The organism is Acidovorax temperans, assembly GCF_006716905.1.
Classification (GTDB): Bacteria; Pseudomonadota; Gammaproteobacteria; order Burkholderiales; family Burkholderiaceae_C; genus Acidovorax; species Acidovorax temperans.
In genome coordinates this window covers 658,534-681,897 of record NZ_VFPV01000003.1, presented here as the reverse complement: position 1 = coordinate 681,897, position 23,364 = coordinate 658,534, and the positions used below count along the sequence as shown (strand labels likewise).

Genomic DNA, 23,364 nt, shown 5'->3' with positions numbered 1-23,364 from the left:
TTGCAGGCGCCGTGAACTGCCCGAGCAGGCGGTATTCACGGTGGGAGCACGCTACCACATGACGTTTGGGCACGCGGTCTGGTTGACCGTTGCGGGCAACCAGGGCCCGGCCCAAGCCCTGCGGCGCTTGCGGGTGTGGGCAAGCGCTGCTGGGCCGAGTCTGCGTCAGTGCGGCAGAACCCGGCGGATGGTTTCTGCCAGTTCTTCGGCCACGAACTTGGCCACGTAGCCATCAGCGCCCACGCTGCGCACGTGGTCTTCATTGGCTGAGCCCGAGAGCGACGAGTGGATGACCACGGGCAGGCCGCTGAAGCGCGCATCCTGCTTGATGTTGCGCGTGAGCGTAAAGCCATCCATCTCGGGCATTTCCAAGTCGGTCAGGACCATGGCCACACGGTCGGTCACGGCCTTGCCCTCGGCCTCGGCTGCCTTGGCGATGGCGTTCAAGCGGTCCCAGGCTTCCTTGCCAGACTTGACCATTTCATAAGGAGCATGCAGAGCCTTCAGCTCTTGCTCGATGAGCGAGCGGGCGACAAACGAATCGTCTGCCGCCAGAACGATGGTGCCGGGCTTGAGCTTGAGCTTGGCGCCGACCTTCTCTTCGGTTACTTCGTGGCCGTCTGATGGCGACACCATCTGCAAGATGGCTTCCACGTCCAGCACCTGGGCCAGACGCGACTCATCGGTGTTGCCATCCAGGCGGGCAATGCTGGTCACCAGCTTGCCAGCGGCGCCGCTGGTTTCGGCGGAGAGCACTTGTTTCCAGTCCAGACGCACGATGTCTTCCACCGATTCCACGGCGAAAGCCTGCGTGGTGCGCGCGTATTCCGTCACCAGAATGATGTTCAAACCCGTCTGGGGCTTGCAGCCCACGATGGAGGGCAAGTCCAGCACCGGAATCACCTGGCCGCGCAGGTTGACCACCCCTAGCGAATGCGCCGTGGTGCCCGCAATCGGGGTGATGCTGGGCATGGCCACGATTTCGCGGATCTTGAATACGTTGATCCCGAACAGCTCGGACTTGCCCAGCGCGCTGTCGATACCCAGGCGGAACAGCAGCAGCTCGAACTTGTTGGTGCTGGTGAGGTTGGTCCGCTCGTCAATTTCCTGCTGAACTGCTTTCATGGTCGTGTCCTTCGCGTTGATACGCATATTTACAAATTCTAGGAGGAGTTCAGGTTGCGAGGGTGAGGAAATTTTCAGGCTTAACCCGTACAACCTGCCCCGAATCTGCCCGGCTGCGGGGCAACCAGGGGTAGCACAGCGCCATGGGCGGCTGCCAGGGTGCCAGGGTGCCAGCATACGTCTTGCGCGTCGCATTTACGCGTAATTTTGCGCAATGAAGGGGATATCCCACTCTCGGTACGTGCGTGCATTGGCTGGCAGGGATGTGCGCGTGGCTGGACGAGGCGCTTTGAAAGGGGCGGCCAACCGCCGTTCTGGCCTGCTGCCCCGAGTGCCTTGCGCGGGCTTTCACGCCTAGGCCAAGAATGCCGGGTCACATCAGCAAACCGTGGTTTTCCCTCAGCAGAATTGAGTTGCTATTAAAAATATAGCTGCTTGCGCTTATCTGGCGGGCGCTAGAGGGTGTTTTTTCTCAAATTCGCCATCCACACTTGCTTGCGACTTCTTGTGATCTTTAATCCCTTGCAGGCTTGATGCTTGTCAAATTGCAACCAGCGGTGCGCGCAAAAATGGTACTTTCATAATTTTGTAACAAGCCCTCGCGCGCTGAGATCGCTACTGCGGATGCCAGAAAACGTCCGTGCTCGGTCTGGCCCGCAGCACAAGCTGCAAACGTGGGCGTGCCCAACCTGATACCTCACCATGACACAACGCCGCGCTTCTGTTCCTCCGGCCGCTTCGGTCAGCCCTCTTGATGGCGTCGAGTCTGCCGTGCCCGCCAGGCGCCACAGGGCATCGGCAGCGGTCAAGACTCCCGCGCGCGGTGCGCACCGTGGCCCGTGGCGATGTCTCGCCCAGTCTGCAGCCCGCCACGCTGGCGCGGCATGTGGCGCAGCAGGCGGTGCAGGCGGCAGACGGGCAGCAGACGTCGGCCATACTGTCTTTGCTGGGCAGCGACGACGCCACGCAAACCACCCAGGAGCGCATTGACAGCCTGCGGGCCTTGCTGGCGGGGGCTTCGCAAGATGACCTGGACGCGCTGCGCGAAGCCTTGCGCCAGCACATGGACCGGCGCGATGAAGAGTCTGACGACAGCGTGAACCCTGACGAGGAGCTGGCCAGGGATTGGCGCCGGGGCGCCTACCCTTACCGCAACTTGCTGCGCCGCTCTACCTACGAGCGTGAGAAGTTTCGTCTGCAGGTCGAATTGCTCAAGCTGCAGGCCTGGGTCAAGGAGACCGGGCAACGCGTGGTGATCTTGTTTGAGGGGCGCGATGCTGCAGGCAAGGGCGGCACCATCAAGCGCTTCATGGAGCACCTGAACCCCCGCGGTGCGCGTGTGGTGGCGCTGCAAAAGCCCACTGAAACCGAGCGTGGGCAGTGGTACTTCCAGCGCTATGTGCAGCACCTGCCCACGCAGGGCGAGATCGTGATGTTTGACCGCAGCTGGTACAACCGAGCCGGTGTGGAGCGGGTGATGGGTTTTTGCTCAGACGCCGAATACGCCGAGTTCATGCGCCAGGCCCCAGAGTTTGAGCGCCACCTGGTGCGCAGTGGCGTGCATGTGATCAAGTTCTGGTTCTCGGTCAGCCAAAAGGAGCAGCGCCGCCGCTTCAAGGAGCGCGAGGCGCACCCGCTCAAGCAGTGGAAGCTCAGCCCCATTGACACCGCATCGCTCGACAAGTGGGACGACTACACGCGCGCCAAAGAAGCCATGTTTTGCGATACCGACACGGCCGACGCGCCCTGGACGGTGATCAAAAGCGACTGCAAGAAGCGCGCGCGCCTGAATGCCATGCGTTACGTGCTGCACAAGCTGCCTTACGCGGCCAAAGACCTCGCCCGCATTGGCAAGCTGGACCCGCTCATCGTGGGGCGCGCCCATGTGGTGTACGAGCGTGGCGAGCAGCCCGGCGCGATCCTCTAATAAGGCCAGCAGGGCGCGCGGTGCAAGCGCTTCCTCGGGGGCCTAGCCCGCAGCCAGTGACGGAGTGCGAGCGGCGGGGGCGGGAGAGGCCGAGTCCTGCGCAGACACACGGAAGAACGCCACCGCATCAACCAGCTGCCGCGCCTGCAGCTTGAGGCTGTCGGCAGCAGCAGCGCTTTCTTCCACCAGGGCGGCGTTTTGCTGGGTCACCTGGTCCATCTGCGTGATGGCTTCGCCCACCTGCGCCACCCCCTGGCTCTGCTCCGCGCTGGCGGCACTGATCTCGCCCACGATGTGCGTCACGCGTTGAATGGCGGCCACCACATCGGTCATGGTGCTGCCCGCCTGGTCCACCAGTGCCGAGCCTTGTTCCACCCGTTCCACGCTGGTGTGGATGAGCCCCTTGATCTCTTTAGCCGCTTGTGCACTGCGCTGCGCCAGGCTGCGCACCTCGCTGGCCACCACGGCAAACCCGCGCCCTTGCTCGCCCGCACGGGCTGCCTCCACGGCAGCGTTCAGCGCCAGGATGTTGGTCTGAAAGGCAATGCCATCAATCACGCCAATGATGTCTGCAATCTGCTTGCTGCTGTCGTTGATGCCCCGCATGGTGCTGACCACTTCAGACACCACGTCTCCCCCACGCACGGCAACCACAGACGCATCGGCGGCCAGCTGGCTGGCCTGACGGGCGTTGTCGGCATTGGCCTGCACGGTGGAGCTGAGTTCTTCCATCGAGGCGGAGGTTTGCTCCAGCGCGCTGGCCTGTTGCTCGGTGCGCATCGAAAGGTCGTTGTTGCCCAGGGCGATTTCAGCGCTGGCACCTGCCACGCTGTCGGCGTTGGTGCGCACCCGCTGCACCACCAGCACCAGGCTGCCCTGCATGTCGTGCAGGGCGTTGAGCAGCTGGGCAATTTCATCGCGCCCGGCCGATGGGGCCGCCACGGTCAAATCACCTTTGGCCACAGCCTGTGACACCTGCACGGCCTGTCCGATGGGGCGCACCACCGACCGGCTGAACAGCAGCGCCCCCACCACGCTGGCGGCGCACACCGCCAGCATCACGATCAGGCTGACCGTGGTGGCCTGGCTGGCGCGCTGGGCCGCTTTGCCTGCAGTGTCAGCACTGGCCTTGGCGATCAGCTCTGCTGCTTCGTCCAGCAGCTTCGACGGCTCCCGGTCCATGCCTTGCACCGCCTTGTCTCCGGCCTGTGGGTCGTGGTCTGCTGCCTGAAAGGCTTCGTAACCCTTGCGATAGGCGGCCCCCATGCGCTCGTGCGCCTGGCTGAAGGCTCGCACCTTGTCCAGCGCGGGGCCTGGGGGCAATTCGGCCAGCAGCTGGCTGGCGTCTTGCACCACGATGCGCTCTTGTTTCTGGAAGGCGGCCCAGTAACGCTCGCGCTGGGCGCTGTCCTTGCCGCGCAGCAGCACGTTTTTCCACTCCTGCACCTGCACCTTGAAGTCCTGCAACATGGTGGCGGCTTTGCGCTCTTGCGCGTAGCTCTGCGCAACGGAGGTTTCGTACACCGCAAGTGCCTGGTTCAGCTGCTGTATGCCGAACAGGGCCGCACCCATCAACAGCAGCAACGCCGCCAGAAAGGCGAGGGGGAGCTTGAGACTGAGCTTCATGGAAATCTCCAAACAAAATGCAGACCTGTTCTTCGTATCTGCTCTCGTCCATCCCTCACGTCACCCCGGATGACCCAAGAGCAAATGCCGCGCTTTGTCGGTGCTCCGCACTGCGCAACGCGGGCTGGCGCATTGCGCGCAGGTTACGAATTGTGTGTGTGAAGATCACAGGCCTTGGCAGGCAGCCTCGCCCATGAAAAAAGCCCCCGGGGTACGGGGGCTTGCGTGGCTCAGGCGTTGGCCTGCTTCGCTTGCAGGGCCAACGCAGGGGCGCGGCAGATCAGTCCATGGTCAGCTTTTGCTTGGCCACTACGTCTTTGTAAACCGCGAGTTCTTCACGCATCTGCTTGGCAAAGGCCTCAGGCGTGTCGGCCATGATGATGGAGCCGGTTTCCTCGATGCGCTTGCGGATGGCGGGGTCTTGCACCACCTTGCGCACGGCGGCGTTCACTTTGTCCACCACGTCCTTGGGCATGCCCTTGGGGCCAATCAGCCCGTAGTAGGCCATGCGGTTCACCTGCTCCAAGCCGACTTCCTTGAAGGTGGGTACGTCGGGCAGAGCGGGCACGCGCTGCGGCGCCGCCACCACCAGGGCCACCAGGCGCTTTTCCTTGATGAAGGGAAGGGCAGAGGGCAGGTTGTCAAAAATCAGCGGCACCTGGCCGGCCACCGCATCGGTCAGTGCGGGGCCCGAGCCACGGTAAGGCACGTGCACCATGAAGGTCTGCGTGCCCAGCTTGAACATCTCCATCATCAGGTGGGTGATGCTGCCATTGCCGGGCGAGGCGTACGAGTACTTGCCTGGCTCGCGCTTCACGGCAGCCAGCATGCCCTTGTAATCCTGAAAAGGCAGCTTGGGGTAGGCCGCAATCACATTGGGCGTGGCCGCAATGTTGATGATGGGTGTGAAGTCGGTGGCGACGTTGTACGGAATCTTGGGGTTGATGGCAGGGTTGGTGGCCGTGGTGGAGACGGTGGCCATGCCCAGGTTGTAGCCATCGGGGGCGGCGCGCGCGGTTTCGGCGGCACCAATGCTGCCGCCGCCACCGCCGCGGTTTTCCACCACCACGGGTTGGCCCAGTTCGCGCCCCAGGGGCTCGGCAATCACGCGGGCAATCAGGTCGGTGGTGCCGCCTGCCGCAAACGGAACCAGCAGGCGGATGGGCTTGCTGGGCCAGGCGGTTTGGGCCTGGGCTGTGCTGGCTGCGAGGGCGAGGATGCCCAGAGCGAGGGCGGTGCGGCGAATCATGAGGTTGTCTCTCCTTGTTATAGGGTGCGCGCAGGACAGGCTGGCGCAGCTTTCTCGCATGAGGGTGCCTGTGCACCCAATGTTTTTAGCCCGGAAGTCAGATGGCCTTGGCCGCGCGCAGCGCTGCAATGCGGTCGGCATCCAGCCCCAGCTCGCGCAGCACCTCATCGGTGTGCTGCCCCAAGGCTGGCGGCGCATTGCGCAGCACGGGCGGTGTTGCCGATAGGCGCAGCGGGCTGGCCACGCCGGTGATATGTGTGATGCCATCGCCCGCTTCGCCTTCCTTCCAGCGCGGCAGCGTCACCGCCAGGCTGCGGGCCTGCACCTGCGCGTCGTCAAACGCCTGGGCAATGGTGTTGATGGGGCCGCAGGGCACGGCCTTGTCTTCCAGCAGCGTGATCCAATCGGCCGTGGTACGCGTGCGGGTCACGGCCTCCATGGCGGGAATGAGTTCTGCGCGGTGCTTCACGCGAAGCGTGTTGGTGGCAAAGCGTTCGTCGCTGGCCCACTGGGGTTGCCCGGCGGCCGCGCAAAAGCGCTGGAACTGCCCGTCGTTGCCAATGGCCAGCAGCATGTTGCCATCCTGCGTGGGGAAGTCCTGGTAGGGCGCCAGGCTGGGGTGGCTGTTGCCCATGCGGCCGGGGGGCAGGCCTGTGGCCAAAAAGCCTGCGGCCTGGTTGGCCAGCACGGCCATGCCCACGTCCAGCAGGGCCATGTCGATGTGCTGGCCCTGGCCCGTGTGGTGGCGCACGTTCAGCGCCGCCAAAATGGCATTGCTGGCGTACAGGCCTGTGAACAGGTCGATGACGGCCACACCCACGCGCATGGGGCCACCGCCGGGGGCGTTGTCTGCGTGGCCGGTGATGCTCATCAGGCCTGTCATGGCCTGCACCATCAGGTCGTAGCCTGCGCGTTCGGCGTAGGGGCCGTCTTGCCCAAAGCCGGTGACGGAGCAGTAGATGAGCCGTGGGTTGAGCGCCCGCAGGCTTTCATGGTCCAGCCCGTACTGCTTGAGGCCGCCGACCTTGAAGTTCTCCACCACGATGTCAGCCTGCAGCGCCATCTGCTTGATGAGCGCCTGGCCCTCGGCAGTGGCCATGTCGATGGTGACCGAGCGCTTGTTGCGATTGCAGGCCGTGAAGTAGCTGGCCTGGTGGGTGTCGTTGCCCTGGGCATCCTTCAGAAAGGGAGGGCCCCACTGGCGCGTGTCGTCGCCCAGGCCTGGGCGCTCCACCTTCACCACATCTGCACCCAGGTCTGCCAGCATTTGCGTGCACCAGGGGCCCGCCAGAACGCGCGACAGGTCAAGGACTCGGATACCGGCCAGTGCGCCCGGCGTTGCAGAGGTGGAATTCATGGTTTTGAATAAAAAAATGCCGCTAGCGCTTATGGATAAAGCGCTAGCAGCTATCAAAAGATGAGCGATATCAGTTGGCGAATGCCGCCAGACCCGTCTGTGCGCGGCCCAGAATCAGCGCGTGCACATCGTGCGTGCCTTCATACGTGTTCACCACTTCCAGATTCACCAGGTGGCGGGCCACGCCAAACTCGTCGCTGATGCCGTTGCCGCCCATCATGTCGCGCGCCAGGCGGGCAATGTCCAGCGCCTTGCCGCAGCTGTTGCGCTTGATGATGGAGGTGCCTTCCACGCTGGCCGTGCCTGCGTCCTTCATGCGGCCGAACTGCAGGCAGGCCTGCAGGCCGATGGCGATCTCGGTCTGCATGTCGGCTAGCTTCTTCTGGATGAGCTGGTTGGCAGCCAGGGGGCGGCCAAACTGCTTGCGGTCCAGCGTGTACTGGCGGGCGGTGTGCCAGCAGAACTCGGCCGCGCCCAGTGCGCCCCAGGCGATGCCGTAGCGGGCGCTGTTCAGGCAGGTGAAGGGGCCCTTCAGGCCTTGCACTTCAGGGAAGGCATTTTCTTCCGGCACGAACACATCGTCCATCACGATCTCGCCGGTGATCGAGGCGCGCAGGCCCACCTTGCCGTGGATGGCGGGGGCGCTCAATCCCTTCATGCCCTTTTCCAGAACAAAGCCACGAATCGGGCCGACGGCGCCGCCTTCGGAGACTTCCTTGGCCCAGACCACGAACACGTCGGCCACGGGGCTGTTGGTGATCCACATCTTGCTGCCCTTGAGCTTGTAGCCGCCGGGCACCTTGTAGGCGCGGGTGGCCATGCTGCCGGGGTCGGAGCCGTGGTCGGGCTCGGTCAGGCCGAAGCAGCCAATCCACTCGCCGCTGGCGAGCTTGGGCAGGTACTTCTGGCGCTGGGCTTCGCTGCCGAATTCATAAATGGGCACCATCACCAGCGACGACTGCACGCTGGCCATCGAGCGGTAGCCCGAATCCACACGCTCCACCTCGCGGGCGATCAGGCCGTAGGCCACATACGACAGGCCGGGGCCGCCGTACTGCTCTGGGATGGTGGGGCCCAGCAGGCCCACTTCGCCCATCTCGCGGAAGATGCTCACGTCCATCTTTTCGTGGCGGAAGGCATCGAGCACGCGCGGGGCCAGCTTGTCCTGGCAATAGGCGGCGGCGGCGTCGCGGATGGCACGCTCGTCTTCGGTCAGTTGCTGGCTCAGGAGGAAAGGGTCATCCCATTGAAAAGCGGCGTGGGCCATGTGCGTGTCTCCAGGTCAAAAAGAGGGGGTAACAAAAGAATCTGGATTGCATCGTAGGCCTGGCCTGGCCGAGCCGCAAGCGAGTTCTTTTCATCCAGGAATGCGTTTCATGAATATATGGAATACTTGATTCTGCCGGCAGTAAAGGAAATCGCTGCTGCTCAAGTTCCTTTTCATCATCATGCGCCGCAACATTCCATCGACCCAAGCCCTGGCCTGCTTTGAAGTGGCCGCCCGGCATGAAAGCTACACCCGTGCAGCGCAAGAGCTGTTCTTGACGCAGAGCGCGGTGTCGCGCCAGATTCAGGCGCTGGAAGAGTTTTTGGGCGTGCAACTGTTTCGCCGCACACGCCACGGCGTGGTGCTGACACCCGCTGGGGCCCACTACGGCCGCCAGGTGGCGCGCTGGCTGCAGGGGCTGGAGCGCGACACGCTGGACGTGATGGCCCACCAGGGTGAGGGCGGCGCGCTGTCGTTGGCGGCGGTGCCCACGTTCGCCACGCGTTGGCTCATCCCGCGCCTGCCGCAACTGGCGCAGGCGCACCCCGACATTGTGGTGCACATCGACACGCAGACGCGCCCTTTCCTGTTTGCCGATACCACCTTCGATGCTGCCCTTTACGCAGGCACACCCGAGCAGGTGGCCCACTGGCCCGGTGTGCAGGCGCAGTTGCTAATGCACGAGGACGTGGTGCCGGTGTGCAGCCCCCGTCTGCTCGAATCCGCCGCGCCCCGGGGCCGAGGCCGTGCGCACCAACCTGTGGCTGCCGAGGCGCTGGCCGAGTTGCCGCTGCTGCAGCAAAGCACGCGTCCCTACGGCTGGCGCCAGTGGTTTGATGCGATGGGGGTGGATGCTCCGCACGCCTTGGATGGCCCGCGGTATGAGCTGTTCTCCATGCTGGCCGTGGCCGCCACACACGGCATGGGCGTAGCGTTGATGCCGCCGCTGCTGATCGAGGCAGAACTTGCCAGTGGCGAGCTGGTGGTGGCCTGCAACCGCCCGCTGCGTGGCGAGCGGGCGTATTACCTCATCAGCCCCGCACAGGCCCAGCCACCGGTGCTGACCACGTTTGCGCAGTGGCTGCAGACCATGGCCCAGACGGCTACCAGCGCCGCAGGACAGGCGGGTGGGGGCGGGTGATTCCTCGCCATTGGTGGTGAACAGGTATGGATAGCCACAGCATCTTTTGCCCGGGATAGACCCAGCCGCCCCATTACCCCTGCCGCACACTTCGGCACCCCATTGCCCCTATCCTGACGCCCCAATTGCTGTTATCGCCAGGAGCCATCGTGCGTGCACTGTTGTTTCCTTTTCATTCCGCATGGCGCACCTTTGCCTTGCTGGCGTGCGTGCTGTTCCTGCGGGGCTGCAGCGCCGTCAAACTGGCCTACAACCAGGCCCCGCAGCTGGTGTATTGGCGGCTGAACAACTATTTCAACCTGACCGACGCCCAGGCAGACCGTTTGCGCAGCGAACTGGGCGACCTGCACCAGTGGCACCGCGATCAGATGCTGCCGCAGCACGCTGCCTTGCTGCAGCAGGTGCAGCAGCGGCTGGCCGATGACATCACCGCTGACCAAGCTTGCCGTGTATATGCCGACGTGCGCTTGCAGATTGACCAGCTCATCGCGCAGGTGGAGCCCAGGCTTGTGGTGCTCGCATCGCAGTTGACCGAAAGTCAGATTCGGAACTTCGAGAAACAACAAGCAGACAGCAATGCTGACTGGCGGCGGGAGTGGCTGGATGTGCCTGCCGACAAACTGGCTGCGCATCGGTTCAAGTTGCTGTTGTCGCGGGCTGAAGGCTTTTATGGGGCGCTGCAGGAGTCGCAGAAAGCTGCCCTGCGCAGCTTTATCGCCCAGTCAACGTTCGACCCCCAGCGCAGCTACGCAGAACGCCTGCGTCGGCAAAGTGACTTGGCCCAGGTACTGCGGCAGATTGCCTCTGACCCAGCCAGTACAGAGCGCAACCGAAGCCTGCTGCGCGGCTACATGGAGCGTTTCAACACCTCACCCGACCCGGCTTACCAGCACTACGCCCGAAAACTGGTGGAGGAAGGGTGCGCCGGCTTTGCCCTGGTGCACCGTGCGATGACGCCTGCCCAGCGGATGAAGGCGGTGCAGTCTGTGAAAGGATATGAGCAGGACTTTTGGGTGCTGGCGGGGCGTTGAACTCTGGCGGCAGCGAAGGGCTGTTTTTTTCAGCACTGACAATGGCGTGCCTTGGGGCCAGGCAAGAAGTGCGGCACCTGAGCCTCTGGTCAGTTGGGCAAGGCATAGCCTTTGTCGTTGATCAGTCGAACGGCCGCACCTGTGCGGCTCTTTTTGAACATCAGCCCCGTGCGAACTCCGGCCGGTCGTTTTGCTGGGGCTTCAAAGGTGCAGCCACCTTGCCTTCAGCGCGTTCCTTGCGCCATTGCTCCTTGCGTGCTGTCCACTCTTTGAGTCGGGCGTGGGCCACGGTGCTGTCTTTGGCCATCTGTTCTTCGTTGGCCACTTGTGCCGCCAGTTCCAGGCGGATGCCGTTGGGATCGAAGAAATAAATGCTCTTGAAGATGTGGTGGTCGGTCACCCCCAGTACTTCCACGCCGTGGGCTTGCAGGCGGGCCTTGGTGTCTTCCAGCTCCTGCACGGTGTTCACGCGAAAGGCGATGTGGTTGACCCACAGGGGGGTGTTGGGCGAGGGCTCGGGCTTGACGTCATCGCCCAGGTCAAAGAAGGCGATGAAAGAGCCGTCCTGCAGGCGGAAGAAGAAGTGGGTGTAGGGGCAGTACTCGCCAGTGCTGGGCACATAGTCGCTCTGGATGATGTGGTACAGCGGCAGGCCCAGGATGTCTTCGTAGAAATGGCGCGTTTCCTCCGCATCCCTGGCTTTGTAGGCGTAGTGGTGCAACTGCTGAATGACGGCTGGCGCAGGCAATGTGGCTGTGGGCGCAGGGGTCTGGGGGGCGGTCATGGGGCGTCTCCTGAATGTGGATCAAATTCTACTATTCATAATTGATTTACTTAAAAATAACTTTCGTGGATTGAATGGCAAAAAAAAGCCACCGCAGTGGCAGGCACTGCGGTGGCTTTTTGCGGGTGCGCCAGGAATTACTGCTTCACAGCTTCCACTTGCACGACCAGGCGTACGTTCTTGGAGAAGCCCCAGTCCACGCCGTAGTTCATGCCCCACTGGGTGCGGTCGATGGTGGCTTCAAAGTCGCCACCGCACACTTCGCGCTTGAGCATGGGGCTTTGGTAGCAGGCGAACTGGTTGGCCTTGAGGGTGATGGGGGCTGTCTTGCCCAGCAAGGTCAGCTGGCCGGTGACTTCGCTCACGTTGTCGCCCTTGAAGACGAACTTGTCAGAAACGAACTTGATGGTGGGATGGGCGGCTGCGTTGAACAGGTCTGCGCTTTGCAGGTGCTTGTCGAATGCAGGCGTGCCAGAGTTGACCGAAGTGGCGTCGAAAGAAATCTCCACCTTGCCAGTCTTGCCAGCACGGTCGAATTGCACTGTGCCTTCCTTCTTGTCGAAGCGAGCGCGGTTGACCGATGCGCCAAAGTGGCTGATTTCAAAGGTCACGAAGGTGTGTGTCGGGTCGATGGCGTAGTTGGCCGACTGGGCTTGTGCAGCGCCTGCAAACATGGTTGCTACGGCGGCCAGTGCGAAGAGAGATTTGCGCATGGGAAAAACTCCTGAAAATCAGAGGGTTGAGGAAACGGTTGTAGAAATCGATTACGCAGCGGGTGGGCGCGTGGGGCTTAGAGCTTGCCCACACCCGTCAATGCCAGCTTGAACTTGACTTGAACGTCATCGGCCACCATCGAGGTGTCGGCCCACTCGTTCTCGCCAATCTTGAAAGCCAGGCGCTTGATGGGGAAGGAGCCCGTGGCTGTGGTGATGGCGCCGGCTTGTGTCAGCGTGACGGGTGCCACGACATTGACCGAATTGCCTTTGATGGTGAGCTTGCCCGCCACCTCAAACTTGCCGCCGCCCAGGGCCTTGATGGCGCTGGATTCAAACGTGGCTTGGGGGAACTTGGGCACGTTGAACCACACGGCCTTGGGCAGTTCGGCGTCTGTTTCCTTGGAGCCGAGGGTGGCGCTGCCGGTGTCTACCGTGAAGGTGATCTTGCTGGTGGCCAGCTTGGCAGGGTCGAAGGCCACTTGGGCATCGAACTTCTTGAAGTGACCGTCCAGGGGCACACCCATCTGGCGTGCGGTGAACTGCACTTCGCTCTTGGCAGTGTCCAGCTTCTGCTGGGCCAGGGCGGGTTGGGCGAGCAAAGTGGTGCCCAGGGCCAGTGCGGAAACGATGTTGGCGAATTTCATGAAAACTCCTCAGAGGTATGGGGTCTGCCCGCGAGGTTGGCAGCGATGAGAGTGCTGGTTTTGCGGTGCAAGCGGGTTCAGCGGTTGTTTCAGCGCTTGCCGGGCAGCATGCGTTGCAGCAAGCCGTCGCGGTCAATGATCTGGTGCTTGAGCGCTGCGGCCACATGCACCACCACCAGGCCTGCCATGGCATAGGCAGATAGCTCGTGCCAGGGCTTGATCGCCTCGGCCAATTCCTTGCTCACGGGCACAAAGTCGGGCAATTGCCACAGGCCCAGGAACACGATGGGGAAGCCTGCGGCCGAGCTGTAAGCCCAGCCAATCAACGGCACTGCGAAAAACAGCACATACAGCAGGTGGTGCGTGGCGTGGTGCGCCGCCTTTTGCCACACGGGCATGGCGCGTTCCATGGCGCGTGGCAAAGCCGGTGGCCGGTGGGTGATGCGCCACACCAATCGCAGCACGGACAGCGCCAAAATCGTCACGCCCGCCCATTTGTGCCAGTTGTAGAGCTTGAGCCGCTGGGGCGAGAAGGGAAGCCCGGTCATGTAAAGGCCCAGGCCAAAAATCGCGACCAGTGCGATGGCCAGCACCCAGTGCAGCAGCATAGCGGTGCCTGAGTACCGCAGGGGCCTGGAGCCCGTTTCGTAAGAGAGTGAAGACATGGGGTGGATTGGTCGAAAGTAAGGGGGCAGAAGGGCTGGCTTGGGAGCCAGTGCCAGCGCTGCAATACCTGCAGTTTAGGAAGCGGGGGCCCGTGTCGGTTTCAGGCGAATTGTTGCCTTGATTCAAAAAAACTGAATTGATACAGCCTCTGCGCTCAAAGTTCACCAACGTTTGAGATGGCGCATTGCACGCAAAACGTGGCTTTCCCTGGTGATCAACACCAAGGATCTACAAGGCGGCCAGGGTGAGGGGGCCATGGCGGTACGGCAGACCTTGGCCGTACCGGGGCTGGCTGAGAAAGGCAGGGAGAAGGGGCGTGAGGGCCGTTGCAGCCCTCCGAACTCAGCGCTGCTGCTGCGCTGCAGATTTCCAGGCGCGGGCAGCGGCTTCGCTGTCGCCCCGCTGTTCTGCCAGCTCGGCCAAGTTGCGCCAGGCACTGGCGCGAAGGGTTTTGTCGGTCAGTTGGGATGCTGCTTGGGTCAGCAACTGCTGCGCCTTGCCCCAAAGCTGCCGTTTCAGGCAGGCCATGCCTGCCAGGTACTGCAACCGCGCATCGCGAGGGTTGGCTTGCTGCGCTGCTTCAATGCGCGCCAGCCAGCCGGCGTCGATGGTGGACAACCCGTCTTCTAGGCAATGGATGAGCTTCAGCGCCAGGCCTTCGGGCAGGCCATCGGGCAGCTCTACCATGCGTTCCCACACGGGCAGGAGCCAGGCTCGCACCTGGGCCGGATCGCCACCCAGATGGGCCAGGCGCTGGGCGGCTTGCACCGCCAGTTCGGGCATGTTGCGCTCAGAGTTTTCCAGCGATGCCCAGATCTGCACCAGCTGCGCGGGGTCGTGCGCCGACTGGATGAGTTCAATGGCCAGTCCGCGCATGATGCTTTGCGCAGCACCTGCCGAGAACGCGCGGTGCTTGCCCAGCAAACGGGCGGTGTCCAGCGCTTCACGGGTTTGTCGTGCCTGGCGTGTGGCCTTGAGGCGAATGCGCAGCGCCAGAGTGCGACGGGCCGCCCCTTGTGGCAACGCAGCGAGGCGCTCCAGGGTTGCGTTGGGGTCCCGGTCGTCCAGGCTCCAGCGGGCGGCGCGAATCTGGGCTCCCTCACGCAGTTCCTGGTCTTGCCCGTTGCCCTTGGCGGGGGCCTCTTCCAGGGCGTTTTGCAGGTGGCTTTCGCGCGTGGCCCGGTCTTGCAGGGCATGGGAGGATTCGGCCGCAATCAAATGCGCCAGCGCGCGCAGTTGCTTGCCATGGGGTACCGGCTCGCCAGCGGACTGCAATGCACCTTCTTGCGCCAGCGCAGCCAGCGCTGATTTGCGAGAGCGCAGGAAGCGCCCGGCCAGCATGTGCGTTAGCGCGTCCAGCAGCGCATGGTGCATGGCGCGTTCTTTTTGCTGCACGCGCCAGCGGCGGGCCTGGTGGGGCAGTGCCAGCAGGGCTGCCAGGGCCCGCAGGGCCGCGTACAGCGTGGTGAATCCGCCCACCAGCAGCAGCACGACCAGATTCAGTGACAGATCGATGCGGTAGGGCGGCCAGTACAGGGTGACAGTGCCCTGGTTGTTGCCCGCAAACAGCGCAGCAGCCACGGCCACGCCAAACAATGCCAAGAGCCAGAGAGCTGCGCGCATGCTGGGGGCCCTCTTTATCGGCCTGCGGCGGCGGTCGCCAGCGCAGAGAGGGTTTCGTCCAGCCGTGGCAGCTCAGCGCCCTTCATGTTCTGCTGGGCTTGCTGCAGCATGGTGGCTGCGTTCTGGGTGCGGCGCGAGGCGGGGTCAAAGTATTTGTTCAGCGCCGCGGTAGCGGCTGACAGGTCGGCGCGGGCTGAGTCGTATTGCCGTGCCAGCACGCCCAGGCGGGCATTGAGCAGCTTGAGCTTGAGGTTTTCGCGCAGGAAGAAGGTCTGGTCAGGGGCCAGCAAGATGGCTTCTGGCTGATCAATGCGGCTGACGCGGACCAGCCCGCGGGCTTCGTCGCGCACCACTTCCCAGCTGCGCTGCAGGGTGGCTTGCCACCAGGGCAGGTTGGCCAGGTCTGCGGCGGTGCTGGTTGCGGCGGGTGCTGACAGCCGCCGCGTGGCTGCTGCCTGCGCCACGGCGTTGAGCACGGGCAGGTCATCCACCTGGCGTACCAGCTCGTCCAGCCGACCCAGCAGGCCAGCGGTGTCCGTCACGGCGGCGCGGGTCAACCGGTCCAGATCGCGACTGATGGCCCTTTGCAGGGGCGCCAGGCGAGGCTGGGCGGCGCGTTCGATGCGCTGGTCGGCCGACTTCAGTGCTGCGACCAGTGGATCGAGGCTGCCAGTGAGCTGGGCCTGTTGCTGCGCCAGCCTGATGGCTGATTCAATGTCCACCACCAGGTTTTCGTCGCGCGAGCGCGACAGGCTTTGCATCAGCTCTTCGAGCTGGCTGCGTTGCAGCGCCACCTCGCTCACGCGGGCTTCTGCCACCGAAAGCCGGGCAGACGTTTCTCGGACTTGATCTTCCGCCTGTCGGGCGATGGTGCGCGCCTCAATCGCCAGCGCCCCCGAGTCTGCCGACTGCCGCGCCAGCTGTTCCTGGATGCCGGTGAGCTTTTGCCACAGCATGACGCTGCTGGCGAGTGCCGCTGCCGCCACCACGCCCAGCAACAAGTGGGTGATGCCCACGCCCGTGGCGCGCCCAGGCGCGGCGGCCGGCGCTATCACTGCCTCAGCGGGGGGCGGTGCAATGGCGGCGGCAGGGGGCTGTGGAAGATCGTTGGGTGGCGCAGAGCTCATGCACCCGATTCTATCGAGGCCACCACGTCCGCAAGGGCTGGACGGCATTCACGCACCTCGCCAAAGCCGGCGTCGTGGGCTGCCTGCGCAATACGGGGGTGGGTGGCCAGTGCGCGGGCGGTGTGCCAGTGGTGCTGCGGCAACGCTTCGACCAGATGGGCGACGGCTTCGGAGCTGCTGAGCAGCCACAGGGATCCGTTGTGGGATGCCTGGCGGGCGAGGGCCAAATCATCCACTGATAGCTGCGGGGCGCCACGCTCGTAAGCCACCACGAAATCCACATGCCCCCCGGCGGCTTCGATCTGGCGGGCCAGCCAGTCGCGACCGGAACCCTGGGTTTCATGCACGCCGGCAGAGCGGCCGCGCACGATCAGGATGCGATCCCCCGGGCGAACCTGGGTGTGGACTTGCTCCCACAGCGCTTCGGAGTCGAACTGCGGTGCGTGGGCGGCGGGCCCATCAATCAGGGGGGCGGGCCAGCCCGCTTCTTGCAACACGCGCGCCGTGCCTGGGCCGGGTGACCATGCTCTTGTTTTGATAGCTGCTTGCGCTTGATGGGTGGGCGCTAGAACATGAAATGATTCAAGAAAATACAAGGCAGCATTGCCGCTGACAAACATGGCAGCGCGGTAGCTGTCCAAACGGCTGCATGCGTGCTGCAGGGCCTGTTGCAGCGTGGGATCAGAGGCGGGGCCCACGTGGATCAAGGGCAACGCTACCGCAGCAATGCCACGTTGGGTCAACTGGCCCACCCAGTGCGCGGCTTCACGCGCTGGCCGGGTCACGATGACTTGCGGGGGATGCAAGGCGCCGCCTGGGTGATTCAGCCCGCGGTGGCAGGCGTTGTGCCGACGGCACCGCCATCGCGCAGTTGCTGTGCAATGGCAAGCCCCAACGCATCCGCCTGGGCCAGCGTGGTGACGGTAGCACTGGCGCTGGTGCGCACCAAGGGGAGTTTGCCTTCCGTGTCGCCCCATGCGGCATCGAGCTGCAGGGTGGTGCCGGTCAGGGTGCCGTGGGCGGCCAATGGCATGGAGCAGCTGCCACCCATGGCACGGCTCACCGCGCGCTCGGCCGTCACCGTCAGCCAGGTGGGCATGTGGGCCAGCGGCGCAAGGGCGTCGATCAAGTCTTGGCGATCACTGCGCACTTCAATGCCCAGGGCCCCTTGGCCCGCGGCAGGCAGCATGGCGGTGGGGGCGAATGTGGCGCGGATGCGCTCGCCCATCTTCAGCCGTTTGAGGCCCGCTGCGGCCAGAACAATCGCGTCGTACTGGCCTTCGTCGAGCTTGCGCAAACGGGTGTCGAGGTTGCCGCGCAGGGGCTCAATCTTCAGGTCGGGCCGCAGGGCTTGCAGCAGCACCTGGCGGCGCAGGCTGGATGTGCCCACCACCGCACCTTGCGGCAGCGCTTCCAGGCTGGCGTAGCGCGGCGAAACGAATGCGTCACGGGGGTCTTCGCGCTCCATCACGCAGGCCAGTGCGAAGCCTTCAGGAAGCTCCATCGGCACATCTTTGAGCGAGTGCACGGCGATGTGGGCGCGGCCTTCTTCCAGCGCCACTTCCAGCTCTTTCACGAACAGCCCCTTGCCCCCCACCTTGGATAGCGAGCGGTCCAGAATCCGGTCGCCCTTGGTGGTCATGCCCAGCAGTTCCACAGAGTGGCCCCTTGCGCGCAAAAGTGCCTGCACATGCTCTGCCTGCCACAGCGCAAGGCGGCTTTCGCGGGTGGCGATGACGATGGAAAGGGGGGATTGGACGGGGCTCAAGTTCGTAACCTGTTTGTAATCATTCTGCGGCGGGCGATGCTAGCATGCGCCCGCATCGGTGACCTTGATGTGGCGCGTGTCTATTGCAGTAGCGGCGCTGATCGGGCACCTCTTTCCCATCTCCGGAGACCCTCGCGCATGAAACGATCCGACAAGGACCAGCCCCTGATTGACGATATCCGCCTGCTGGGGCGTATTTTGGGCGACGTGATCCGTGAGCAAGAGGGGGTGGAGGCCTACGAACTGGTCGAGCAGGTGCGCAAGCTGTCTGTGGCTTTCCGCCGCGATGCCGATCAGGACGCCGACCGCGCGCTCAAGAAGCTGCTCAAGTCCCTCTCGGGCGACCAGACGGTGAGCGTGATCCGCGCTTTCACCTACTTCAGTCACCTGGCCAACCTGGCCGAAGACCGCCACCACATCCGCCGCCGCGCCGTGCATGAACGTGCGGGCGATACGCAAGAAGGCAGCATTGAAGTGGCCCTGTCGCGCCTGCGCTGGGCCGGCATTGCGCCCAAGACGATTTCGCAAACGCTGGCCGGCAGCTACGTGGCACCCGTGCTCACCGCCCACCCCACCGAAGTTCAGCGCAAGAGCATTCTGGACGCCGAGCGCGACATCGCCCAACTGCTGGCCGTGCGCGATGACATCCAGGTGCGCGCGCAGCTGTACAACAGCGCCAAGGACGCGCTCACCCCTCGCGAACTGGCCGCCAACGAAGCCTTGCTGCGTGCCCGCGTGGCGCAGCTGTGGCAAACGCGCCTGCTGCGCTACAGCAAGCTCACCGTGGCCGATGAGATCGAGAACGCGCTGTCGTATTACGAAGCCACCTTCCTGCGCGAGATCCCGAAGATCTACGCCGACCTGGAAGCCGAACTGGGCCAATACCCCGTGCACAGCTTTCTGCGCATGGGCCAATGGATTGGCGGCGACCGCGACGGCAACCCCAACGTCACAGCGCAAACGCTGCAATACGCACTGAGCCGACAGTCTGACGTGGCGCTGCGCCACTACCTGACCGAGGTGCACTACCTGGGCGGAGAACTGTCTTTGTCCGCGCGCCTGGTGCGGGTGTCGCCCGAGATGGAAGCCCTGGCTCAGCGCTCGCCCGACACCAGCGAGCATCGTGTGGATGAGCCTTATCGTCGCGCCCTCACCGGCATTTACGCCCGCCTGGCGGCATCGCTCAAAGACCTGACGGGCGGCGAGGCCGCGCGCCATGCCGTTGCGCCCCAGAATGCCTACGCCAGCGCAGAGGAGTTTCTGGCCGATCTGCGCGTGATTGAAGCCTCACTCAAGTCGCACCATGGCGAAGCGCTGGCACAAGAGCGTCTGCACCCGCTGATCCGCGCCGTGCAGGTGTTTGGCTTCCACCTGGCCACGGTAGACCTGCGCCAAAGCTCTGACAAGCACGAAGAGGTGGTGGCCGAGCTGCTGGCCAAGGCGCGCATCGAGCCGAACTACGCGGGCCTGCAAGAGGCCGCCAAGCGCGCGCTGCTGATCAAGCTGCTGAATGACGCACGCCCGCTGCGCGTGGTGTGCGCCGAGTATTCGGCCCACACCCAGGGCGAGCTTGCCATTTTTGAAACCGCCCGGGTGATGCGTGAGCGGTTTGGCCACGAGGCCATTCGCCACTACATCATCAGCCACACCGAAACGGTGAGCGACCTGCTCGAAGTGCTGCTGCTGCAAAAGGAAGTGGGCTTGATGAACGGCACGCTCGATGCCGAATCGAAGAACCACCTCATCGTGGTGCCGCTGTTTGAAACCATTGAAGACCTGCGCAACGCCGCGCCCATCATGCGCGAGTTCTATGCGCTGCCCGGCGTGGCAGCATTGGTGCAGCGCAGTGGTGGTGAGCAGGACATCATGCTCGGCTACAGCGACAGCAACAAGGATGGCGGCATCTTCACCAGCAACTGGGAGCTGTACCGCGCCGAGATTGCCCTCGTCGAACTCTTCGACGAACTCGCCACCAGCCACGGCATCCAGCTGCGCATGTTCCACGGCCGGGGCGGCACCGTGGGCCGGGGCGGCGGCCCCAGCTACCAGGCCATCCTGGCGCAGCCGCCTGGTACGGTGCGCGGGCAGATTCGCCTGACGGAGCAGGGCGAAGTCATCGCGTCGAAATACGCCAACCCCGAAATCGGCCGCCGCAACCTCGAAACCCTGGTTGCCGCCACGCTCGAAGCCACCTTGCTGCAGCCCACCAAGCCTGCCACCAAGGCGTTTCTGGACGCTGCTGCGCAGCTCTCGCTGGCCAGCATGGCCAGCTACCGCGCGCTGGTGTACGAGACCTCGGGCTTTACCGAGTACTTCTTCAACTCCACGCCCATCCGCGAGATCGCCGAGCTGAATATTGGATCGCGCCCCGCATCGCGCAAGGCCAGCCAGAAGATCGAGGACTTGCGTGCCATTCCGTGGGGCTTCAGCTGGGGGCAGTGCCGTCTTACGTTGCCGGGGTGGTTTGGCTTTGGTTCTGCCGTCGAAGCCTTTGTGAATGCCGAGGGCAAAGACCCCAAGACCCAGTTGGCCCTGCTGCAGCGCATGTACCGGCAGTGGCCGTTCTTCCGCACGCTGCTGTCCAACATGGACATGGTGCTGGCCAAGAGCGATCTGGCTCTGGCATCCCGCTACAGCGAGTTGGTGACCGACGCCCGCCTGCGCAAGAAGGTGTTCACCGCCATCGAGGCTGAGTGGCACCGCACGGCCGATGCGCTCACCCGCATCACTGGCGACAAGCAGCGCCTGGCGCACAACGCGGCCCTGGCGCGGTCCATCAAGCACCGTTTTCCGTACATCGACCCGCTGCACCATCTGCAGGTCGAACTGGTGCGCCGCTGGCGCGCGGGGCAGGGCGATGAGCGGGTGCAGACAGGTATCCACATCTCCATCAACGGGATTGCTGCCGGATTGCGCAACACGGGTTGATTGCGCGCAGCACCTGCAGAGAAGAACGTGCGAGGTTAGCTGCAAGCCTCGCTGGTTCCTTTATTCCGGCAGATATTCCAGCGGCGCCTGCTGCGTGTTCCAGTCCTCGGTGAACGAGTTGAAAAACTCCAGGGGTTTGGGGGCAGACAGCAGGTAGCCCTGCGCTTCGTCAATGCCCGCGCCAATCACCATGGCCAGTTGCTCAGGGGTTTCTACGCCTTCACACACGGTGCGCATTTTCAGGGACCGTGCCAGCTGCGCAATGTGCTGCACCACGGCCAGCGCCTCAGGGCGCTCCATGGCTTCCTGCACAAAGCTGCGATCGATCTTGAGGGTGCTGAAGGGGAAGCGGCACAGGTAGCTCAGCGATGAATAGCCGGTGCCGAAGTCGTCCAGCGCCACGTGAATGCCCAGGGCGTGCAATGCATGCAGTTGCTTGAGCGCGGCTTCGGTGTCTTCGATGAACACCGATTCCGTGATTTCCAGTTCCAGCCGGTCAGCAGGCAGGCCTGTGGATTCCAGCACCGATTGCACAAGCGATACAAATTCGGGATCGGCCAGCTGTACGGGCGAGACATTCACGGCCACGCGCACGCCTTTGAGCTGGTTCCGCGCGCATTCGCACGCATGGCGCAGCGCCCACAGGCCAATCAGATCCATCATGCCTTCTTGCTCAGCCACTGGGATGAACTCGCCAGGGCTCACTTTGCCCAACTGCGGGCTTTCCCAACGCAGCAAGGCTTCGGTGCCGGTGATTTTCCAGGTGGAGAGATCCACCTTGGGCTGCCAATGCAGGCTGAGTTCGTCGCGGCGGACAGCCTGGCGCAAGCCTTCTTCCACCTCTGCCCGCCGGCGGGTGCGTTCTCGCAATGCATGGGTGTATTCGGCAGCGCGCCCCCGGCCATGGGCCTTGGCGTCATACAGCGCAATGTCGGCCCGCACCAGCAATTCGTCCACATGGGTGACTTCACCGTCTATCAGCGCAATGCCTACGCTGGCGCCCACTCGCAATCGCCGCTCTTTGATCTGGTAGGGGCGTGAGAGTGCCGTCACCAGCCGTGAGGCCAGTGCTTGCGCTTCGGTGGTGTCTGCCCCCGTGTCGTTGTGGTGCAGCAATATGGCGAACTCATCCCCGCCGAGCCGGGCCACCAGGCTGTGTGGCGGTGCATGTTGCAGCAAACGCTCAGCCACGCAGGTGAGCAGCGTGTCGCCTACGGAGTGCCCCAGGCTGTCATTGATGGTTTTGAAATGGTCCAGATCCAGCAGTAGCAATGCGCCTGAATGTGGTTTCACGCGCAGTTGCTGCTCGATGGCGGCATGCAACGAAAGCCGGTTGGCCAGTTGAGTGAGCGAGTCGGTGTGGGCTTGCCTTTGCAGCAACTGCTGCGCTTGTTCAATGGCGGTACGGTCTGACACCACACCCCGCCAGCCCGAGTGCTGCCCCAGTTCATCGAACAACGGCTTGCCTTGGAGCGCCAGATGGCACTGCTGGCCACCCTGTTCAATCACCACAGCCACGTTATGGAATGGCACGCCTTTGGCCAGCGCCTGGGCCAGGTCGCCGCTGCCACTCAACGTATGTTGCTCCAGCCAAGGCACCAGCGAGAGGCCCCGGAGCGTGTCCGGTGCGGTGTGCAGCAGCTTGGCCAAGCGCGCAGAGGGCTGCTGCAAGCGACCCTCGGTGTCGATTTCCCACAGGGCGTCGGTTGCACGTTGTTCGAAGTCCTGCAGCACCACCGCCAGCATTTGTTCGTGCCGGACGGCCTCGTTTCTGGCCAGGATCAGCGCGGTGGCCTTGCGCCAGTACGAAATGCCGCCGACCAGCACCATGAACGCATACAGCAGCACCAGAAGGGCAAAAGCGATGAACTGCGGTTCTCCTGCGCGTGCCAGTGCCCACAAGGCCGATGCTGCGAACACTGCCACATACGCCATGCTGGCCAGCGGCAGGGCGCCCAGCACAAAGGCGCCAGCCCCCATCATCCCGGTGAACAGGGCGGTAATCGCCACCTGCTGGCTGTGCCCTGCATCGGCGAACCACACCACGGGAAGACAACCCCAGGCCAGCGCCAGCACGCCAGCGTGCAGGGTAGAGCGGCGGATGGCGCGGCAGGACACCTTGGTGGAGCTGCGATTCCGAAACCGAAACCAGCTAAGCAACGACAGGCTGGCCAGCGTCATCATCACCGCCCACCAGCTGAAGAGCCCTGGGGTCAGGCTGTCTTTGAAGCTCCACAAAATGAGTGAAGCATTGCCCATGTTGGCCACCATGGCCATGGGGGTCAGTCGCAGGACCGCACTGAGGTGTTCATGGCGAATGCGCCCTGCAGCGGCTCCAGTGTCCCCATACATGGTTCGGATGCCATTACGCAGCAAGCGCATTTC

The 23,364-nt window shown here is 63.7% G+C and carries 18 protein-coding genes; 4 read left to right on the top strand and 14 right to left on the bottom strand.

Translation table 11 applies throughout. The features are described from left to right. Positions 1 to 165 precede the first annotated feature (165 nt). Positions 166 to 1,125 (bottom strand): chemotaxis protein, encoded by a 960-nt coding sequence (locus tag BDD18_RS18020; protein ID WP_066691348.1) that lies wholly within the window; start codon positions 1,123 to 1,125, stop codon positions 166 to 168. 823 nt (positions 1,126 to 1,948) lie between these two features. Here BDD18_RS18020 and ppk2 point away from each other — a divergent pair. Then, the gene (gene ppk2, locus BDD18_RS18015) at positions 1,949 to 3,052 is read left to right on the top strand and encodes a polyphosphate kinase 2 (RefSeq protein WP_338071832.1); all 1,104 of its coding nucleotides are present in this window, start codon (positions 1,949 to 1,951) and stop codon (positions 3,050 to 3,052) included. A gap of 42 nt (positions 3,053 to 3,094) precedes the next feature. Here ppk2 and BDD18_RS18010 read toward each other — a convergent pair whose 3' ends face one another. The 4 genes from BDD18_RS18010 to BDD18_RS17995 all read right to left on the bottom strand — a co-directional run bounded on the left by BDD18_RS18010 (position 3,095) and on the right by BDD18_RS17995 (position 8,551). Next, positions 3,095 to 4,678 carry a methyl-accepting chemotaxis protein gene (locus BDD18_RS18010; RefSeq protein ID WP_142084875.1) on the bottom strand — a complete coding sequence of 528 codons (1,584 nt, stop codon included), beginning with the start codon at positions 4,676 to 4,678 and terminating at the stop codon, positions 3,095 to 3,097. Positions 4,679 to 4,958: 280 nt separating this feature from the next. Continuing rightward, positions 4,959 to 5,927: a tripartite tricarboxylate transporter substrate binding protein BugE gene (locus BDD18_RS18005; RefSeq protein ID WP_044398175.1), complete on the bottom strand. Its 969-nt coding sequence runs from the start codon at positions 5,925 to 5,927 to the stop codon at positions 4,959 to 4,961. Positions 5,928 to 6,024: 97 nt separating this feature from the next. Next, the gene (locus BDD18_RS18000; RefSeq protein WP_142084873.1) at positions 6,025 to 7,284 is read right to left on the bottom strand and encodes a CaiB/BaiF CoA transferase family protein; all 1,260 of its coding nucleotides are present in this window, start codon (positions 7,282 to 7,284) and stop codon (positions 6,025 to 6,027) included. A 70-nt stretch (positions 7,285 to 7,354) separates the two neighbouring features. Beyond that, positions 7,355 to 8,551 carry an acyl-CoA dehydrogenase gene (locus tag BDD18_RS17995; protein WP_142084871.1) on the bottom strand — a complete coding sequence of 399 codons (1,197 nt, stop codon included), beginning with the start codon at positions 8,549 to 8,551 and terminating at the stop codon, positions 7,355 to 7,357. 181 nt (positions 8,552 to 8,732) lie between these two features. On the opposite strand from BDD18_RS17995, the gene BDD18_RS17990 reads away from it, so the two are divergent. Together BDD18_RS17990 and BDD18_RS17985 are read left to right on the top strand one after the other, a co-directional pair. Next, positions 8,733 to 9,692: a LysR family transcriptional regulator gene (locus BDD18_RS17990; RefSeq protein WP_142084868.1), complete on the top strand. Its 960-nt coding sequence runs from the start codon at positions 8,733 to 8,735 to the stop codon at positions 9,690 to 9,692. Between the two features lie 149 nt (positions 9,693 to 9,841). Then, the gene (locus BDD18_RS17985; protein ID WP_244939136.1) at positions 9,842 to 10,723 is read left to right on the top strand and encodes a DUF6279 family lipoprotein; all 882 of its coding nucleotides are present in this window, start codon (positions 9,842 to 9,844) and stop codon (positions 10,721 to 10,723) included. 160 nt (positions 10,724 to 10,883) lie between these two features. Here the strand turns inward: BDD18_RS17985 and BDD18_RS17980 are convergent, their stop codons facing one another. The 8 genes from BDD18_RS17980 to hemC form a co-directional block, all read right to left on the bottom strand. Next, positions 10,884 to 11,507: a VOC family protein gene (locus tag BDD18_RS17980; RefSeq protein WP_142084866.1), complete on the bottom strand. Its 624-nt coding sequence runs from the start codon at positions 11,505 to 11,507 to the stop codon at positions 10,884 to 10,886. Between the two features lie 137 nt (positions 11,508 to 11,644). Continuing rightward, positions 11,645 to 12,220: a YceI family protein gene (locus BDD18_RS17975; protein ID WP_066783672.1), complete on the bottom strand. Its 576-nt coding sequence runs from the start codon at positions 12,218 to 12,220 to the stop codon at positions 11,645 to 11,647. 77 nt (positions 12,221 to 12,297) lie between these two features. Further along, positions 12,298 to 12,867, bottom strand: coding sequence for a YceI family protein (locus BDD18_RS17970; protein ID WP_044398186.1), 570 nt, complete (start codon positions 12,865 to 12,867; stop codon positions 12,298 to 12,300). An 89-nt stretch (positions 12,868 to 12,956) separates the two neighbouring features. After that, positions 12,957 to 13,532: a cytochrome b gene (locus BDD18_RS17965; protein WP_142084864.1), complete on the bottom strand. Its 576-nt coding sequence runs from the start codon at positions 13,530 to 13,532 to the stop codon at positions 12,957 to 12,959. 343 nt (positions 13,533 to 13,875) lie between these two features. After that, on the bottom strand, positions 13,876 to 15,156 hold the full coding sequence (locus BDD18_RS17960; RefSeq protein ID WP_142084861.1) for a heme biosynthesis protein HemY: 1,281 nt from the start codon (positions 15,154 to 15,156) through the stop codon (positions 13,876 to 13,878). Positions 15,157 to 15,170: 14 nt separating this feature from the next. Continuing rightward, on the bottom strand, positions 15,171 to 16,283 hold the full coding sequence (locus tag BDD18_RS17955) for a uroporphyrinogen-III C-methyltransferase (protein ID WP_142084859.1): 1,113 nt from the start codon (positions 16,281 to 16,283) through the stop codon (positions 15,171 to 15,173). Next, a complete protein-coding gene (locus BDD18_RS17950; RefSeq protein WP_142084857.1) occupies positions 16,280 to 17,089 on the bottom strand; it encodes a uroporphyrinogen-III synthase in 810 nt (269 codons plus the stop codon). The genes BDD18_RS17955 and BDD18_RS17950 overlap by 4 nt, the downstream gene beginning before the upstream one ends. 17 nt (positions 17,090 to 17,106) lie before the next feature. Next, on the bottom strand, positions 17,107 to 18,051 hold the full coding sequence (gene hemC / locus BDD18_RS17945) for a hydroxymethylbilane synthase (protein ID WP_142084855.1): 945 nt from the start codon (positions 18,049 to 18,051) through the stop codon (positions 17,107 to 17,109). Between the two features lie 138 nt (positions 18,052 to 18,189). Here hemC and ppc point away from each other — a divergent pair, with 138 nt between their 5' ends. Further along, positions 18,190 to 20,979 carry a phosphoenolpyruvate carboxylase gene (ppc, locus tag BDD18_RS17940; RefSeq protein WP_142084853.1) on the top strand — a complete coding sequence of 930 codons (2,790 nt, stop codon included), beginning with the start codon at positions 18,190 to 18,192 and terminating at the stop codon, positions 20,977 to 20,979. Positions 20,980 to 21,039: 60 nt separating this feature from the next. On the opposite strand, the gene BDD18_RS17935 is transcribed toward ppc, so the two are convergent. Next, positions 21,040 to 23,331 (bottom strand): putative bifunctional diguanylate cyclase/phosphodiesterase, encoded by a 2,292-nt coding sequence (locus BDD18_RS17935; protein ID WP_170207424.1) that lies wholly within the window; start codon positions 23,329 to 23,331, stop codon positions 21,040 to 21,042. Positions 23,332 to 23,364 lie beyond the last annotated feature (33 nt).

What these genes read in the sequence shown, in the direction of transcription:
- BDD18_RS18020 (WP_066691348.1), bottom strand. Translation starts at nt 1,125, where the DNA reads ATGAAAGCAGTTCAGCAGGAAATTGACGAGCGGACCAACCTCACCAGC.
- BDD18_RS18010 (WP_142084875.1), bottom strand. Translation starts at nt 4,678, where the DNA reads ATGAAGCTCAGTCTCAAGCTCCCCCTCGCCTTTCTGGCGGCGTTGCTG.
- BDD18_RS18005 (WP_044398175.1), bottom strand. Translation starts at nt 5,927, where the DNA reads ATGATTCGCCGCACCGCCCTCGCTCTGGGCATCCTCGCCCTCGCAGCC.
- BDD18_RS18000 (WP_142084873.1), bottom strand. Translation starts at nt 7,284, where the DNA reads ATGAATTCCACCTCTGCAACGCCGGGCGCACTGGCCGGTATCCGAGTC.
- BDD18_RS17995 (WP_142084871.1), bottom strand. Translation starts at nt 8,551, where the DNA reads ATGGCCCACGCCGCTTTTCAATGGGATGACCCTTTCCTCCTGAGCCAG.
- BDD18_RS17990 (WP_142084868.1), top strand. Translation starts at nt 8,733, where the DNA reads ATGCGCCGCAACATTCCATCGACCCAAGCCCTGGCCTGCTTTGAAGTG.
- BDD18_RS17980 (WP_142084866.1), bottom strand. Translation starts at nt 11,507, where the DNA reads ATGACCGCCCCCCAGACCCCTGCGCCCACAGCCACATTGCCTGCGCCA.
- BDD18_RS17975 (WP_066783672.1), bottom strand. Translation starts at nt 12,220, where the DNA reads ATGCGCAAATCTCTCTTCGCACTGGCCGCCGTAGCAACCATGTTTGCA.
- BDD18_RS17970 (WP_044398186.1), bottom strand. Translation starts at nt 12,867, where the DNA reads ATGAAATTCGCCAACATCGTTTCCGCACTGGCCCTGGGCACCACTTTG.
- BDD18_RS17965 (WP_142084864.1), bottom strand. Translation starts at nt 13,532, where the DNA reads ATGTCTTCACTCTCTTACGAAACGGGCTCCAGGCCCCTGCGGTACTCA.
- BDD18_RS17960 (WP_142084861.1), bottom strand. Translation starts at nt 15,156, where the DNA reads ATGCGCGCAGCTCTCTGGCTCTTGGCATTGTTTGGCGTGGCCGTGGCT.
- BDD18_RS17955 (WP_142084859.1), bottom strand. Translation starts at nt 16,283, where the DNA reads ATGAGCTCTGCGCCACCCAACGATCTTCCACAGCCCCCTGCCGCCGCC.
- ppc (WP_142084853.1), top strand. Translation starts at nt 18,190, where the DNA reads ATGAAACGATCCGACAAGGACCAGCCCCTGATTGACGATATCCGCCTG.
- BDD18_RS17935 (WP_170207424.1), bottom strand. Translation starts at nt 23,331, where the DNA reads ATGTATGGGGACACTGGAGCCGCTGCAGGGCGCATTCGCCATGAACAC.